The sequence below is a fragment of the Streptomyces kurssanovii genome (assembly GCF_040677245.1).
GTDB classification, from domain to species: domain Bacteria; phylum Actinomycetota; class Actinomycetes; order Streptomycetales; family Streptomycetaceae; genus Streptomyces; species Streptomyces kurssanovii.
Genome location: NZ_JBFAQK010000048.1, coordinates 1 through 15,828 on the forward strand (window position 1 = coordinate 1; position 15,828 = coordinate 15,828).

The 15,828-nt window shown below is 71.3% G+C and carries 11 protein-coding genes and 1 pseudogene; 6 read left to right on the top strand and 6 right to left on the bottom strand.

All coding sequences use genetic code 11. The features are described 5' to 3' along the window. The 4 genes from AB0K36_RS26125 to glgB all read left to right on the top strand — a co-directional run. Window positions 1-985: alpha-amylase family protein (locus AB0K36_RS26125; RefSeq protein ID WP_494517681.1), on the top strand; the 985-nt coding region annotated here is incomplete at its 5' end. Next, the gene (gene treS / locus AB0K36_RS26130) at window positions 982-2,718 is read left to right on the top strand and encodes a maltose alpha-D-glucosyltransferase (protein WP_005311705.1); all 1,737 of its coding nucleotides are present in this window, start codon (window positions 982-984) and stop codon (window positions 2,716-2,718) included. The genes AB0K36_RS26125 and treS, both read left to right, overlap by 4 nt. A 177-nt stretch (window positions 2,719-2,895) precedes the next feature. Next, complete coding sequence (locus tag AB0K36_RS26135; RefSeq protein ID WP_364598887.1) at window positions 2,896-4,272, top strand: maltokinase N-terminal cap-like domain-containing protein; 1,377 nt, start codon at window positions 2,896-2,898, stop codon at window positions 4,270-4,272. 977 nt (window positions 4,273-5,249) lie between these two features. Beyond that, window positions 5,250-7,406: a 1,4-alpha-glucan branching enzyme gene (gene glgB / locus AB0K36_RS26140; RefSeq protein WP_435877935.1), complete on the top strand. Its 2,157-nt coding sequence runs from the start codon at window positions 5,250-5,252 to the stop codon at window positions 7,404-7,406. Window positions 7,407-7,512: 106 nt separating this feature from the next. Here the strand turns inward: glgB and AB0K36_RS26145 are convergent, their stop codons facing one another. Both AB0K36_RS26145 and AB0K36_RS26150 read right to left on the bottom strand, forming a co-directional pair. Beyond that, the gene (locus AB0K36_RS26145; protein WP_364598893.1) at window positions 7,513-9,759 is read right to left on the bottom strand and encodes a HelD family protein; all 2,247 of its coding nucleotides are present in this window, start codon (window positions 9,757-9,759) and stop codon (window positions 7,513-7,515) included. A gap of 213 nt (window positions 9,760-9,972) precedes the next feature. Then, window positions 9,973-10,323 carry a hypothetical protein gene (locus AB0K36_RS26150; RefSeq protein ID WP_364598896.1) on the bottom strand — a complete coding sequence of 117 codons (351 nt, stop codon included), beginning with the start codon at window positions 10,321-10,323 and terminating at the stop codon, window positions 9,973-9,975. Between the two features lie 36 nt (window positions 10,324-10,359). Here AB0K36_RS26150 and AB0K36_RS26155 point away from each other — a divergent pair. After that, a pseudogene (locus AB0K36_RS26155) lies at window positions 10,360-10,806 on the top strand (winged helix-turn-helix domain-containing protein); the annotation flags it as partial. Window positions 10,807-10,948: 142 nt separating this feature from the next. On the opposite strand, the gene AB0K36_RS26160 reads toward AB0K36_RS26155, so the two are convergent. Then, window positions 10,949-12,121: an LUD domain-containing protein gene (locus AB0K36_RS26160; RefSeq protein ID WP_364598899.1), complete on the bottom strand. Its 1,173-nt coding sequence runs from the start codon at window positions 12,119-12,121 to the stop codon at window positions 10,949-10,951. Window positions 12,122-12,272: 151 nt separating this feature from the next. Here AB0K36_RS26160 and sigJ point away from each other — a divergent pair, with 151 nt between their 5' ends. Beyond that, on the top strand, window positions 12,273-13,226 hold the full coding sequence (gene sigJ, locus AB0K36_RS26165; RefSeq protein ID WP_364598902.1) for an RNA polymerase sigma factor SigJ: 954 nt from the start codon (window positions 12,273-12,275) through the stop codon (window positions 13,224-13,226). A gap of 195 nt (window positions 13,227-13,421) precedes the next feature. On the opposite strand, the gene trxA is transcribed toward sigJ, so the two are convergent. The 3 genes from trxA to AB0K36_RS26180 form a co-directional block, all read right to left on the bottom strand. Continuing rightward, window positions 13,422-13,757 carry a thioredoxin gene (gene trxA, locus AB0K36_RS26170; RefSeq protein ID WP_364598904.1) on the bottom strand — a complete coding sequence of 112 codons (336 nt, stop codon included), beginning with the start codon at window positions 13,755-13,757 and terminating at the stop codon, window positions 13,422-13,424. 3 nt (window positions 13,758-13,760) lie between these two features. Beyond that, window positions 13,761-14,153, bottom strand: a complete 393-nt coding sequence (locus tag AB0K36_RS26175) for a MerR family transcriptional regulator (protein ID WP_364598907.1) — start codon at window positions 14,151-14,153, stop codon at window positions 13,761-13,763. 206 nt (window positions 14,154-14,359) lie between these two features. Next, on the bottom strand, window positions 14,360-15,733 hold the full coding sequence (locus AB0K36_RS26180; protein ID WP_364598910.1) for a cation:dicarboxylate symporter family transporter: 1,374 nt from the start codon (window positions 15,731-15,733) through the stop codon (window positions 14,360-14,362). Window positions 15,734-15,828: the final 95 nt, after the last annotated feature.

Genomic DNA, 15,828 nt, shown 5'->3' on the forward strand with positions numbered 1-15,828 from the left:
CATCGCCTACGCGGAGAACCCGCCGAAGAAGTACCAGGACATCTACCCCATCGCGTTCGACGCGGACATGAAGGGCCTGGTCCGCGAGACGGTCCGGGTGCTGCGCTTCTGGATGGACCACGGGGTGCGGATCTTCCGTGTCGACAACCCGCACACCAAGCCGGTCGTCTTCTGGGAGAAGGTGATCGGGGAGATCAACGGCAAGGACCCGGACGTCATCTTCCTGGCGGAGGCGTTCACCAGGCCCGCGATGATGCGCACCCTGGGCGCGATCGGCTTCCAGCAGTCGTACACGTACTTCACCTGGCGCAACACCAAGCATGAGCTCACCGAGTACGTCACCGAGCTGGCCGGCGACTCGGCCGCCTTCATGCGGCCGAACTTCTTCGTGAACACCCCCGACATCCTGCACGCCTACCTTCAGGAGGGCGGCCGGCCCGCCTACGAGGTGCGTGCGGTGCTGGCCGCGACGATGTCCCCCTCCTGGGGTCTCTACGCGGGCTACGAGCTCTGCGAGAACGTCCCGCTCAAGGTCGGCAGCGAGGAGTACCGGCATTCGGAGAAGTACCAACTGCGCCCGCGGGACTGGGAGACGGCCGAGCGGGAGGGCCGCACGATCTCACCGCTGATCACCACGCTCAACCGGATCAGGCGCCGCCATCCGGCGCTCCAGCAGCTGCGTGACGTCCACTTCCACCACGTCGACAACGACCGGATGATCGCCTACTCCAAACGGTCCGGTTCCGATGTCGTCCTGGTCGTGGCGAACCTCGACCCCCACCACACCCAGGAGGCCACGGTCTCGTTGGACATGCCGCAACTCGGTCTCGAAGGGGACGAGACCGTACCGGTGCGCGACGAGCTCACCGGCGAGACCTATCACTGGGGCAGGGCCAACTATGTGCGCCTCGAGCCGGGTACCGCGCCCGCGCACATCCTCACCCTGCGACCGTCCCAGCAGACCGGAGGGTCACCCACATCATGATCGTGAATGAGCCCGTCCACGACACGTTCGAGGACACCCCCGCACGCGACCGCGACCCCGACTGGTTCAAGCGGGCCGTCTTCTACGAGGTCCTGGTCCGCTCCTTCCAGGACAGCAACGGCGACGGTGTCGGCGACCTCAAGGGCATCACCGCCAAACTGGACTATCTGCAGTGGCTGGGCGTGGACTGCCTGTGGCTGCCGCCGTTCTTCAAGTCCCCCTTGCGGGACGGCGGTTACGACGTCGCCGACTACACCTCGGTGCTCCCCGAGTTCGGTGACCTGGCCGACTTCGTGGAGTTCGTCGACGCCGCCCACCAGCGCGGAATGCGCGTCATCATCGACTTCGTCATGAACCACACCAGCGACCAGCACCCGTGGTTCCTCCAGTCGCGCAGCGACCCGGACGGCCCGTACGGCGACTACTACGTCTGGGCCGACGACGACAAGCAGTACCAGGACGCGCGGATCATCTTCGTCGACACCGAGTCGTCGAACTGGACCTTCGACCCGGTGCGCAAGCAGTACTACTGGCACCGGTTCTTCTCCCACCAGCCGGACCTCAACTACGAGAACCCGGCCGTGCAGGAGGAGATCATCTCCGCGCTGCGGTTCTGGCTCGACCTCGGCATCGACGGGTTCCGGCTGGACGCGGTGCCGTACCTCTACCAGGAGGAGGGCACCAACTGCGAGAACCTGCCGCGCACCCACTCCTTCCTCAAGCGGGTGCGCAAGGAGATCGACGCGCACTACCCGGACACGGTGCTGCTGGCGGAGGCCAACCAGTGGCCGGAGGACGTCGTCGACTACTTCGGCGACTACACGGCCGGCGGCGACGAGTGCCACATGGCGTTCCACTTCCCCGTGATGCCGCGGATCTTCATGGCGGTGCGGCGCGAGTCCCGCTACCCGGTCTCGGAAATCCTCGCCAAGACGCCGGCCATCCCGAAGAACTGCCAGTGGGGCATCTTCCTGCGCAACCACGACGAGCTCACGCTCGAGATGGTCACGGACGAAGAACGCGACTACATGTACGCCGAGTACGCCAAGGACCCGCGGATGCGGGCCAACATCGGCATCCGCCGGCGGCTCGCGCCCCTGCTCGACAACGACCGCAACCAGATCGAGCTGTTCACCGCGCTGCTGCTGTCGCTGCCCGGCTCACCGATCCTCTACTACGGGGACGAGATCGGGATGGGCGACAACATCTGGCTCGGCGACCGGGACGCCGTGCGCACCCCGATGCAGTGGACCCCGGACCGCAACGCGGGCTTCTCGTCCTGCGACCCGGGACGGCTCTACCTGCCGACCATCATGGACCCGGTCTACGGCTACCAGGTCACCAACGTCGAGGCGTCGATGTCGTCGCCCTCCTCGCTGCTGCACTGGACCCGGCGGATGATCGAGATCCGTAAGCAGAACCCGGCCTTCGGGCTCGGTTCGTATACGGAACTCCCCTCCTCCAACCCGGCCGTACTCGCCTTCCTGAGGGAGGCGCCCTCCAAGGAAGAAGGGGGAGACGACCTGGTCCTGTGCGTCCACAACTTCTCGCGGTTCGCGCAGCCCACGGAGCTCGATCTGCGGACCTTCAGTGGACGCCATCCGGTGGAACTCATCGGCGGAGTGCGGTTCCCGCCGATCGGCCAGTGGCCGTACCTGCTGACGCTGGCAGGCCACGGCTTCTACTGGTTCCGCCTCCGCAAGGACGCGAAGAGCGCAGCCGTCACAGCCTGACGTGTCCACGAGGGGGACAGAACCGGTCCGAAAGGCGCCCCCTACTCCGGCGGGGCGGTTTCCACCGCCCCGCTTCGGGCACTCCCCCCTCATCCCCGCGCGCCGCCGGACAGCCACCGTTGCAATCCGGGACACTTTGCGCATTCGTGGTGTACCCGGGGAAAGGACGCGATGCCCATGTCGGAGGCTGCATCCACCCGGACTCCGCTCGGTCTGCTTCCCTCGCTCGCCCCACTGCTGCGCCAATGGCTGCCCGAACAGCGCTGGTTCGCGGGCAAGGGGTACGCGGTCGGAGGCTTCTCACTCGTCTCCGCGACGGAGCTGCTGCCCCTGAACGGGCCCGGCCCCGGGCTGCTGCACCTGCTCGTGCGGGTCACGCAGCGGGACGTGCCCGTGCGGTCGTCCGCAGACTGCTACCAACTGCTCATCGGCGTGCGCGAGACGCTGCCGCCGCCGATGGCACCCGCGTTGATCGGCCATCTCTCCGACGGACCGCTCGCCGGACGGACCGTGTACGAGGGGACCCGCGACCCGCGGCTCGCCGCGCTCCTGCTGGAACGGCTGCGCACACCGGGCCTGCTGGGGCCGCTGCGCTTCGAGCGGTTCGACGGCGCGCCCGCTCTGCCGGCCCGGCTGCCCGCACGGCCGCTGGACGCGGAGCAGTCCAACTCGTCGCTCGTCTACGGCGACGCGTACATCCTCAAGCTGTTCCGGCGTATCCACCCGGGGCCCAACCCCGACCTCGAACTGCCGCTCGCCCTCGCCCGGGCCGGGTGCGCACGGGTGCCCGCACCGGTCGCCTGGTACGGGACGAGCGCGCCGGAACCTTTCACCCTCGGCGTTCTCCAGCCGTTCCTGCCGGGCTCCCGCGACGGCTGGGTGCTCGCGCTCGAGGCGCTGGCCGCCGACCGCTCCTTCCAGGGCGAGGCCCGTGAGCTGGGCCGGGTGACCGCCGAGGTGCACACGGTGCTCGCCGACACCCTGCCGACGGTGAAACTCGGCGGGCCGCAGACCGAGCGGCTGGCGGCGGCGATGGTCCGGCGGCTGGAGACGGCCGCTCAGTCCGTGCCCGCGCTGGTTCCGTACGTGCCCCGGCTGCGCGCCGCCTTCGACGCGGTGGCCACCCTCGGCGGACGCGGTCGCACCTGGGCGGCCCAGCGGGTGCACGGGGACCTGCATCTCGGCCAGATACTGCGAGGCCCGAAGGACACCCCCTGGTCCGTCATCGACTTCGAGGGCGAACCGGCCAGGCCGCTCACCGAACGGTGCCGTCCGCAGCCCGCCGTGCGCGATGTGGCGGGCATGCTCCGCTCCTTCGACTACGCGGCCCGTACGCACCGCCCCTGGAACCCGGGGTGGGCGGAGCGGTGCCGTGCGGCGTACTGCGACGGCTACGCCGAGGCCGGCGGCGACGACCCGCGCGAGGAACCCGAACTGCTCCGCGCCTACGAGACCGACAAGGCCGTCTACGAAGTCCTCTACGAGGCCAGACACCGGCCGGACTGGCTGCCCGTGCCGATGGCCGCGATCGAACGCCTCGCCGCACTCGACTGACCTGACCGCTTCCCCCACCGACGCATCCGCCGCCCTAGGAGGCCGAATCCGTGACCGCCCGACCGTCGTCCCGCAAGCCCTCGGGACCGGAAGTCCCGCACCAGCCGACCGAGACGCACAGCGCAGAGACCGGACCCGCCGGGCCGGCCGAGCCGGGCGCGGTGCGCGGCACGGAGAGGACGAGGTCCGGCTCCGGCCGTGCCCCCGGTTCCAAGCCCGCCCCCGGCACGTCGCCCGCCGGTGACGAGCCGTCCGTGACCGGGACCCCGCAGCCGGCCGAGGCCGGCTCCACCGCCCCGGAGGGCTCCGTGCCCGCCGGGGACGAGGCGGCCGGCACGGCCGACGCCGGAGCCGGTCCCGTGCCGCCGCGGCCCGGGGCCCGCCCGGCTCGCTCCGGCGGGAGGAAGGCCGCACGCGCGAACACCGCCGAAGCGGCGGAGCCGGAGGCGGCGGCCGGGTCCGTGACCGTCACCGCCGAGGCGGACGCGGCCGTACCCCAGCCGGCCGGCTCGAGCGACACCGCGGCCCGGCCCGCGCGTGCGGCGCGTGCCCGGGCGGGCGCCACCAAGGCCGCCGGAGCGGGGACCGCGCCGGCCGGGTCCGCCCGCGCCAGGGCGGGCGCCACCCGCACGAAGAGCACCCGGACCGGCGGCACGGGCACGGACGTTCCCGCCGCCGACGCCCCCACGGCGAGCCCGGCGGCCGGGACCGCCGCGGCCAGGTCTGCGGCGACCGGCGGCAGCGCGGCCGGGACGACAGCGGGGGCCACCACCAGGACCGCCGGCACCCGGTCGGCGGCCGCCGGTTCCGGCGACCCGGCCGGTCAGGGCGGGACCGGCACCGCGTCCGCCGGACAGGGCGGGTCCGCGTCCGGCCCCGGCAAGGCGCCCCGTGCCAAGCCGGCCGGCGCTCCCCGGCCGCGCGACGGACGGGGTGTCCGCGCGGCGAAGCCGCTCGGCGACGACGACCGGGGCCGGCTGCTGAGCGGCGGCCACCACGACCCGCACGCCCTGCTCGGTGCCCACTCGGTGCGCGGCGGCGTCGAGCTGCGCGTGCTGCGTCCGCACGCCCTGTCCGTGACCGTCCTCGCCAAGGGCCTGCGCACCGAGCTGAACGACGACGGCGACGGCCTCTTCTCCGGCGTCCTCCCTCTGCGGACGACCCCCGACTACCGTCTCCTCGTCACCTACGAAGGCCACGAGGACGGTTTCGAGGTCGAGGACCCGTACCGCTTCCTTCCCGCCCTCGGTGAGCTGGACCTGCATCTGATCGGCGAGGGCAGGCACGAGGAGCTGTGGCGGGCGCTGGGCGCGCATCCGATGACGCATCAGGGCGTCACCGGCACCCGGTTCACCGTCTGGGCGCCGAACGCGCGCGGCGTCCGTGTGGTCGGCGACTTCAACTTCTGGGACGGTTCCGGCTTCCCCATGCGCTCGCTCGGCGCGACGGGCGTGTGGGAGCTGTTCCTGCCCGGCATCGGCGACGGCGCGCTCTACAAGTTCGAGATCATGCGCCCGGACGGCTCGTACACGCAGCGGGCCGACCCGATGGCCCGGCGCACGGAAGTGCCGCCCGCCAACGCGTCGATCGTGACCGAGTCGCACCACGAGTGGGGCGACCAGGAATGGATGGCGCGCCGCGGCGAGCTGCCCGTCCACGAGGCGCCGCTGTCCGTCTACGAGGTGCACCTCCCCTCCTGGCGCCCGGGACTGACCTACCGCCAGCTCGCGGTGCAGCTCCCGAAGTACGTGAAGGACCTCGGCTTCACCCATGTGGAGTTCATGCCGGTCGCCGAACATCCCTTCGGCGGTTCCTGGGGCTACCAGGTCACCGGCTTCTACGCGCCGACGTCGCGCATGGGCACCCCGGACGACTTCCGGCACCTGGTGGACAGCCTGCACCGGGCGGGCATCGGCGTGCTGGTGGACTGGGTGCCCGCGCACTTCCCCCGGGACGACTGGGCGCTGGCCGAGTTCGACGGACGCCCCTTGTACGAGCACAGCGACCCGGCACGGGCGGCGCACCCCGACTGGGGCACCCTCGAGTTCGACTACGGGCGCAAGGAGGTCCGCAACTTCCTGGTGGCCAACGCGACCTACTGGTGCGAGGAGTTCCACATCGACGGCCTGCGGGTCGACGCGGTCGCCTCGATGCTCTACCTCGACTACTCCCGCGAGGACGGCGAATGGTCGCCGAACGTGCACGGCGGCAGGGAGAACCTGGACGCGGTCGCCTTCCTCCAGGAGATGAACGCGACCGTGTACCGGCGCTGCCCCGGCGTGGTCACCGTCGCGGAGGAGTCCACCGCCTGGAACGGCGTCACCCGGGCCACCCACCACGTGGGCGACGACGGCTTCGGCGGGCTCGGCTTCGGCCTGAAGTGGAACATGGGCTGGATGCACGACTCGCTGGGCTACGTCGAGCACGAACCGGTGCACCGCAAGTTCCACCACAACGAGATGACGTTCTCGATGGTGTACGCCTACAGCGAGAACTACGTCCTGCCGATCTCGCACGACGAGGTCGTGCACGGCAAGCGGGCGCTGGTCAGCAAGATGCCCGGCGACTGGTGGCAGCAGCGGGCCAACCACCGCGCCTATCTCGGCTTCATGTGGGCCCACCCCGGCAAGCAGCTCCTGTTCATGGGGCAGGAGTTCGCCCAGGGCGCCGAGTGGTCCGAGGGTCACGGCCCCGACTGGTGGCTGCTCGACCCCTCGTACGCGGCGGAGCCCGACCACCGCGGTGTGCGTGACCTCGTGCGCGAGCTGAACACCGTGTACGGCAAGGCTCCGGCGCTGTGGCAGCGGGACACCGTGCCGGAGGGCTTCGCATGGGTGGACGGCGGGGCGTGGGAGGACAACGTCTTCGCCTTCCTGCGCTTCGACAAGCACGGTTCGCCGCTGCTGGCGGTGAGCAACTTCTCGCCGGTCGTGCGGCACGGCTACCGGCTGGGCGTCCCGGAGACGGTCACCGCCTGGGCGGAGGTCCTCAACACCGACGAGGAGCGCTTCGGCGGATCCGGCGTCCTCAACCCGGACCCGATGAAGGCGGAGCAGGTGGAGTCCCACGGCCGCCGTACGTCGATCGCCCCGACCCTGCCGCCGCTGGCGACGGTCTGGTTCCGGCCGGCCTGATCCCCGCCGGAGCCGATGCGCGACGGCCGCGGCCACCTCCACGGTGGCCGCGGCCGTCGCGCGTTCCCGGCGAAGCTCCCGCTCGTCCGCGAACGTCGGCGGCGGCTCAGGCTCCGGTTCCGCGCCGGCCGCCGGTGCGCACCACTCCCAGGCGCTGCGTCGCCCTGGTGTACGCCACGTAGAGGTCGTTCACACCCTGCGGGGAAGCGGAACGGATCAGGTCCGGTTCCGCCACGATCACGGTGTCGAACTCCAGTCCCTTGGCGGCCCTCGGGTCGAGCAGGACCACGGGCCGCGTCAGATCGGGCTCGCCCGTGGCGGACACGTCCGGAACCACGTCCGCGATCGCGGCGTGCAGGGCGGTGGGGGCGATCACGGCGATGCGGCCCTCGCGCGGCGCGTCGGCCACCCGGGCGGCGACGGTGGCGGCGAGCTCCGCCGGGTCCACCGTCACCTCCCACGGCTCGACCCCGGTCGCGCGCACCGAACGCGGCGGTTCGAACGCCGGGTCCTTGCCGCGCCGCACCTCGGCGGCCAGGGCCATGATCTCCGCGGGCGTCCGGTAGTTGACGCCCAGCCGGGTGTGCTCGAAGCGGTCGCCGACGTACGGCTCGAGCATCTCCTGCCACGACTCGCAGCCGGCCGCGTCGCCGGTCTGGGCGGGGTCGCCGACCAGCGTCATCGACCGGGTCGGGCAGCGGCGCATCAGCAGCCGCCACGCCATCTGCGAGAGCTCCTGCGCCTCGTCGACGATGATGTGCCCGAACGCCCAGGTCCGGTCGGCGGCGGCCCGTTCCGCGGCGCTGCGGTGGTCCGCCTCCTCCTGGCGTTCGGCCATCCGCTCGGCGTCGATGATGTCGTGCGCTGCGAGGACCTCCGAGTCCTCGTCCTCCTTGTCCTCGAACTCGTACGTCCGTGAGGCGTAGGAGACTTCGAGCACGCCTTGGGCGTAGGCGATCTGCCGCGCGCGCTCGGCCTCGGCACGGGCGAGGGCCGCGGAGTCGTCCTCGCCGAGGAGTTCGGCGGCCTCGTCGAGCAGCGGCACGTCGGCCGGGGTCCACGGGCCCGTGGCACGTCTGAGGAGTGCGGACTCCTCCGCCGGCAGATGGACCGGCTCCGCGAGGAAGTCCGCCAGGAACTCCTGCGGCGTGAGCGGCGGCCACAGCGTGGCGATCGCGGCGTGGACGTCGGAGCTGGCGGCGATGGCCTTGCCGAGCTGCGCGATGTCGTCGGGGCCGAGGAAGTTGGGGCCTCCGTACGGGTCGGCGCCGATGCGGTCCGCGAGCTGGGTCGTCAGGTCGTCGATGATCCGGAACACGAAGTGGGGGCGGGCGAGATTGTGCGGCAGCCCCGTCTCGCGGGCCTTGTGCCGTGCCTCGACGGCCATGCCCCAGTCGATGACGAGGTCTCCGTCGTCGTGCGGCACGACGAGCGGCTCGTCCTTGTCGGGGACCCGCTGCCGGTCGCGTACCGCCTCTGCCAGGACGTCGGCCATGTCCGCCCGGCCCTTGACGGCCGCGGCGGCGGGGCTGTCGGTGCCCGTGGCGTGCACACCGGGGAAGAGCTCGTCGACCGTCGACAGCAGAACACCTGTCTCGCCGAGCGAGGGCAGCACCTCCCCGATGTAGCCGAGGAAGGCCGGATTCGGTCCGACGATCAGCACCGCGCGCTTGGAGAGCTGTTCCCGGTGCGCGTACAGCAGATAGGCGGCCCTGTGGAGGGCGACCGCGGTCTTGCCCGTTCCCGGTCCGCCCTCCACGACGAGGACACCGCGCTGCGGAGCGCGGATGATCCGGTCCTGCTCGGCCTGGATGGTCGACACGATGTCGCCCATCCGCCCGGTGCGGGCGCTGCCCAGCGCGGCGAGCAGCACCTCGTCGGCGTCGTGGGACTCGTAGCCGGTGCGGGTGGTGTCGGCCAGATCCATGATCTCGTCGTGCAGCGCGGTGACCGTCCGCCCCTGCGTGGTGATGTGCCGCCGACGGCGCAGTCCCATCGGCTCGTGACCGGTGGCGAGATAGAACGGGCGCGCGACGGGGGCCCGCCAGTCGATCAGCAGAGGAGTGCGTTCCGCGTCGTCACGGCGGATTCCGGTGCGCCCGATGTGATGGGTGACTCCGTCACGCCGGTCGATGCGGCCGAATACAAGACCGGTGTCGGCGGCATTCAGGGCCGCCAGCGACGCCGAATGCTCCACGACACCGACGTCCCGCTCGACCCGCGCCTGCCTGCCCGTCCCCACCTGCGCGATCGTGGCGTTCAGGGCGGCTTCGGCCTCGTCGCGGAGCTGGTCGAGCCGCTCGTGCACGAGAGAGACGAATTGCTGTTCCCGCCGCAATTCCTCGGTTGACAATTCAGCTCCTGACGCGGTAAGGTACGTTTATTGAACTTCTCCGTCCGGTGATGAATCCCTTGGACGGAAACAATAAATATACCCAGGAAAATGCCCCGGCCGTCAATTCGGTCGGTTTTTTGTTGCTGTCGGCGGAGCGGCCGCGCTCTCCTGCGGGGCGGGCTCGGGACCGTGTGACGGCGCAGGACCCCGGGCCCCGCGCCGTCACAGGGGTCACCTCGGGTCCACCGGTGCCCCAGCCCGATCGCCGCTGTGCGGCAGGCGGCTCAGAGCAAGCCCCAGCGACAACACCGCGTACGCACCCAGGACAGCGATCCCGGCCCACCACGGAAGCGGGAAGTATCCGGCGGAGGGCGCGTAGTGGGCGACGACCTGCGGATATTCGACGAGGGTCTGTTGGACGGCGAAACCTGCGGCCGGAGTGACCCGCAGCAGCCACTGGGACAGGCCGTCGGGCAGCAGCGGGAAGGAGGTCGCGGCGTACGGGACCGCGATCGCCAGGACGGCGACGAGGATCGCGGGCCACGCACGCCTCATCAGGGCGCCGAGCGCGAGCGCGAGCACCGCGGTGAGGGCGAGCGCGGCGGCCGTACCGACGACGTGCTCACCGCGGCCGGAGCGCCCGGCGACCGGGTCAGCGGTCTCACCCTCGGCGCCGACGACTACCTCGCCAAGCCCTTCCACTTCCCCGAGTTGATCCTGCGCATCCGTGCCCTGGCCCGCCGCAGGCCCGCGGCCCGGGCCCGCACGCTGCGCGCCGCCGGTCTCGAACTCGACCCGGTACGCCGGACCGCCCTCCGCGACGGCCGTCCGCTGGAGCTGTCCGTCAAGGAGTTCGCCGTCCTGGAGGCGCTGCTGCGCGCCGCTCCGGGCTTCCTGAGTGCCGAGGACCTCCTGGAACAGGTGTGGGACGAGAACGCCGACCCGTTCACCAACACGGTGACCGTCACCGTCGGACGGTTGCGCCGCAAGCTGGGCGCTCCGCCGGTCGTCCTGACGACGCCCGGGGTGGGCTACCGCATCGCCGACGCTCCGACCGTCCCGTAGGAACCGTCGGGACGTGTCCCGTCACGTGGTCGCGGCGGAGGGGCCGGACGAGCGCAGCGGAGACGAGACGCGTGGGGCGGACGGCGAGCCCGATACGGCTCGCCGTCCGGCCCGGAGGCGGTCTGGCGTTCTCGCGTGGGACTCAGTATCCGATGGCCTCGCGCAGCAGCAGGACGGTGGCGCGCCCGGGCTGCGGTTCGGCGTTGAGGACGAGCAGACGGTTGACCGCGCTCGGGTGCCCGTAGACGGCCAGGGCGCGAGCGGTCTCCAGCGGAAGGGCGTGCTCCTCGACGCGGCGCAGTGCGGTGTTCAGATCGGGCACCACCTTCTGCGCCCCGACGACCCAGATCGCCCTCGCGGCGCCACCGGCGGAGGCGGGCAGCTGACTGCCGCTGCCCGAGGCGATGACGAGCGAGCCGGTCTCGGTAACGGCCGCGGCACTGGCGACGAGGACGTCGGGGGTGGCCGTCAGCCGCCGGATCCGGTCGGACTCGGTGGCGCGGTCCATCGTCAGCACGCGCGGCCGGACGGCCCGGTAGCGGTCGCCCGCCTCGATGTCCTGCGCGATGCCGGAGAGCCGGAGCGTCTCACTGGCCCCGGTGAACACGCCCGCCCCCTCCGGTATCAGGTCCTTGATGCGGGCGCGGGCCGCCGCGGCGTCGTCGAGCAGTTCGGCGGTGAAGCCGTTCGCCCGCAGCGCCGCGATCGCCCGGTCCAGCCGTTCGGCCGACGCCGGCGCACCGAAGTCGTCGGGCGTCCCCATGGCCGACGCCTCCGCCTCACCGGCACCCGATGCCCGGCCGGCGTCCCCGGCCTCACCGGCAGCCGCTGCCCGTCCGACGCCCCCGGCATCATCGGAGCCGTGCGCCTGAGCGTCGGGGCCGGGCGCCGAGCCCTCCAGCGGGGTGGTGTCGACGTACCTCACCTCGTAGACCCGCTCGGCGAACCTCCAGCCTTCCGGCGTACGCCGGTAGGTGTCGTGGTAGACGGCGAAGTTCACGCACGAGCGGCCGTCCAGCAGACGCGCGATCTCCTGCATGTAGGTACGGCCGACGGCGGTGTCGCCGTCGATCCGGATCGTGCCCGGGTGGCTGTTCTGCACGAAGAAGTCCCACTGACTCTGGAGGCGTTCCCCTCCGGCCCGGATCTCCTCGCGGCCGATGAACTCGACCGGGACGTTGGGCATGCGCAGAACGCCATCGGGGGTGAACAGCGCGGCGAGGCGGGCGCGGTCGCGCATCATCGCCGCGTCGGTGAACTCACCGCGCAGCGCCTCGATCTCGACGCGGTCGGCGATCTCCTGGAAGTCGTTCATGCTCGGCGTCCTGTCCCATGGGTGGCGTGCTCCTCTTCACCGGTCCGACAACGCAGCCCCGCCGATTGTGAGGCGAGCCGCCGACGTCACATTCCGCCGCTCCGATCCGTCGTACGGAAGAGGGAACGTGAACGAGGGAGCCGGAGAGCGTATGACCATCCCTGCGGGAAGAGCACAGCGGCGGGCGGACGAACAGCGGGACCCGGGGCTGAGCACGATCGTGAGCGAGCGGCGACAGCTCCTCAATCTCGCCTACCGGCTGCTCGGGTCCCTGGCCGACGCGGAGGACGTCGTCCAGGAGACGTGCGCCCGCTGGTACGCGATGTCCCGGGCGCAGCAGGAGGCCGTCGAGTCCCCGGGCGCCTGGCTGACGAAGGTGGCCGGGCGTATCTGCCTGAACCTGCTCGGCTCCGCGCGCAACCGGCGGGAGATCTACGTCGGGGAATGGGTCCCGGAGCCACTGCCCGACCCGGCCGAGTGGATCGCCGGGGCGGCGGGCGGCCTCGGCGTGGATCCGGCCGACCGGATCACCCTCGACGAGTCGGTGACCATGGCCCTGCTCGTCGTGTGCGAGTCGATGACCCCGGCCGAGCGCGTCGCGTTCGTGCTGCACGACGTCTTCCGGTACCCGTTCGCCGAGGTGGCCGGGATCGTCGGCCGCAGCCCGGCGGCGTGCCGGCAGCTGGCGTCCTCGGCCCGCCGTCGCGTCGCCGCCGCCCGGGCAGGGGCGAGCCCGGACGCGGCCCGGCAGGCGGGCGTCGTCCGGCGGTTCAAGGCGGCCTGGGAGGCGCAGGACATCGAGGCGCTGCTCGGTCTGCTCGACCCGGCCGCCACCGCGATCTCCGACGGCGGTGGCCGCGCCGTCGCCCACCTGCTGCCGATCGAGGGCGCGGAGCCGATCGCCCGCCTCTACCTCAGGATCGCCCGGCTCTCGCCGCCCCGCACGATCCTCGAGCGCACGGTCAACGGGCTGCCGGGCCTGGTGGTCGAGTCCGGGGGCCGGATCGAGACGGTGTTCGCGTTCGAGGTCGCCGACGACGGCCGGATCACGCACATCTGGGCGGTGCGCAACCCGGACAAGCTCCACCCGTGGCAGTTGTCCTGACCGTCCTCACGGGCCGGCGGCGGCCGTGGAGCGCGAAGCGCCCCGGCCGAGTGGGCTCCGGGGCGAAACGGCCCTGTGCTCGGTCGGCGGCCGCCGATCGCGGGGAGGTGCTTCGGGCGGCCGCGCGGCCGGGCATCCACGGGCGCCGCGGTGCGAAGGTCTCTTGCCGCGCGGCCGCCGCCGTCGCGTCCCCCGTCAGCCGAGGACGTCCTCCAGCTCCTGGAGAAGCCGGCGCTTGGGGCGCGCTCCGACCATGGACTTCACGGGCTCACCCCCGTCGAAGACCATGAGCGTCGGCATCGACAGCACGCCGTAGCGGACGACCGTCTCCGGATTGGTGTCGGCGTCGATCTGCAGCACCTTCAGCCGCCCGGCCTCCTCGCGGGCGACCGCGCTCAGCACCGGTGCGAGCTGACGGCACGGACCGCACCAGTCCGCGGTGAACTCCACGAGAACCGGACGGTCCGCGCCGAGCACCTCGGCGTCGAAATCCGTGTCCGTCACCGCGGCCACGCCCTCTGCCTGGATCATTCGTCAGCCTCCGAATTCGCATTGTGGGTCCGGGCCTTCGGGCAACTGCGCCTCTGCCCGCAACAACTGCTCACCGACCTGTGCCCGCACGGACCGCAATTGCTCGATCAGCGTGTCCAGTTCGGCGAGCTTGGCCCGGTAGACGGCGAGCGAGGCGGGGCAGGAGTCACCGGCCGGATGCCCGGCGCGCAGGCACTCGACGAACGGCCTCGTCTCCTCGAGGCCGAACCCGAAGTCCTGAAGGGTCCGGATCTGCCGGACCATCCGCAGGTCGCCCTCGTCGTACGTGCGGTAGCCGTTCACCGCGCGCCGTGCGGGGAGCAGCCCGCGGGACTCGTAGTAGCGCAGGGTCCGGGTGGTGGTGCCGGCCCGCTCCGCAAGCTCGCCGATTCGCATGTCGAAGACCGTAATCCTTGACGCCGACGTCAATGCAACGCCTGTCGTACGACGACTGCCGACGACCCCCGACGACCCCCGACGACTCCCGACGGCTGCCGACGACTCCCGACGGCTGCCGACACCGCCGGAAACGGAAAGCGGCGTGTGCCGGACCAAGGGGGGAAGAGGTCCGGCACACGCCTGGGAGGAAGGTCCGCGGGTGGTCAGACCTTCACAGGCTCACGCTCGTCGTCCCGCGGGGCCGGGACGTCCGAGTGGCCGCTGTCGCCGTGCGGCGCGTGGTCGTCGACGAGGGTCTTCTCGTCGAAGGGGATCTTGCCGGCGAGGACCTGCGAGGCCCGCTCCTTGTCGATCTCCTTCGTCCACGTGCCGACCAGGACCGTCGCCACCGCGTTGCCCGCGAAGTTCGTCAGGGCGCGCGCCTCGCTCATGAAGCGGTCGATGCCGACGATCAGGCCGACACCGTCGACCAGCTCGGGCCGGTGCGACTGCAGACCGCCGGCCAGCGTCGCGAGACCCGCTCCGGTAACGCCCGCGGCGCCCTTCGAAGCGATGATCATGAAGACCAGCAGCGAGATCTGCTCGGACGCGCTCAGCGGCGCACCCGTGGCGTTCGCGATGAACAACGAGGCCATCGTCAGGTAGATCGCGGTGCCGTCGAGGTTGAAGGAGTAGCCGGTCGGGACGGTGATGCCGACCACGGGCTTGCTGACGCCCATGTGCTCCATCTTCGCGATGAGCCGCGGCAGCGCGGACTCGGAGGAGGAGGTGGAGAGGATCAGCAGGAACTCACGGCCCAGGTACTTGAGCAGCGTGAAGATGTTCACCCCGGCGACCAGGCGCAGCAGGAGTCCCAGCACCACGAAGACGAACAGGGCACAGGTGATGTAGAAGCCGATCATGATGACGGCCAGCGACTTCAGCGCGTCGAAACCCGTCTCGCCGACCACCGCGGCGATGGCGCCGAAGGCACCGATGGGCGCGGCCCACATGATCATGGCCAGGATGCGGAACACCAGACGCTGGATGTGTCCCATGCCGCGCAGCACCGGCTCGCCCGCCGAACCCATGGCCTGCAGCGCGAAGCCCGCCAGCAGCGCGACCAGCAGCGTCTGCAGCACCTCGCCCTCGGTGAAGGCGGAGACCAGCGTCGTCGGAATGATGCCCAGCAGGAAGTCCGCGGTGCTCTCCCCGCCGCCGGACGCCTGCTCCGCGCCGGCCTCGCGTGCCGCGTCGGTCAGGTGGAGTCCGGAGCCCGGCTCCAGCAGATTGCCGACCACCAGGCCGATGGCGAGGGCGACGGTCGACATGACCAGGAAGTAGCCGAGGGCCAGACCGCCGACGGCGCCGACCTTGGCGGCCTTGCGGACCGAGCCGATGCCCAGCACGATCGTGCAGAAGATCACCGGCGAGATCATCATCTTGATGAGGTTCACGAACCCGGTGCCGATGGGCTTGAGCTCGACGGCTACCCCCGGGGCGGCGAAACCGACGATGATGCCGAGCACCACCGCGCCGATGACTGCCAGATACAGATAGTGGGTACGGTCCCGCTTGCCTGCGGCTGTAGTGGCCACGGGGGTGCCTCCTCGTTCGAATGTTCGTCCACGTCCCGATGGATCTCAGCGACTATCCATCAGGCTGTGAGACCGGTCACCCTTGCGTTCGTTTC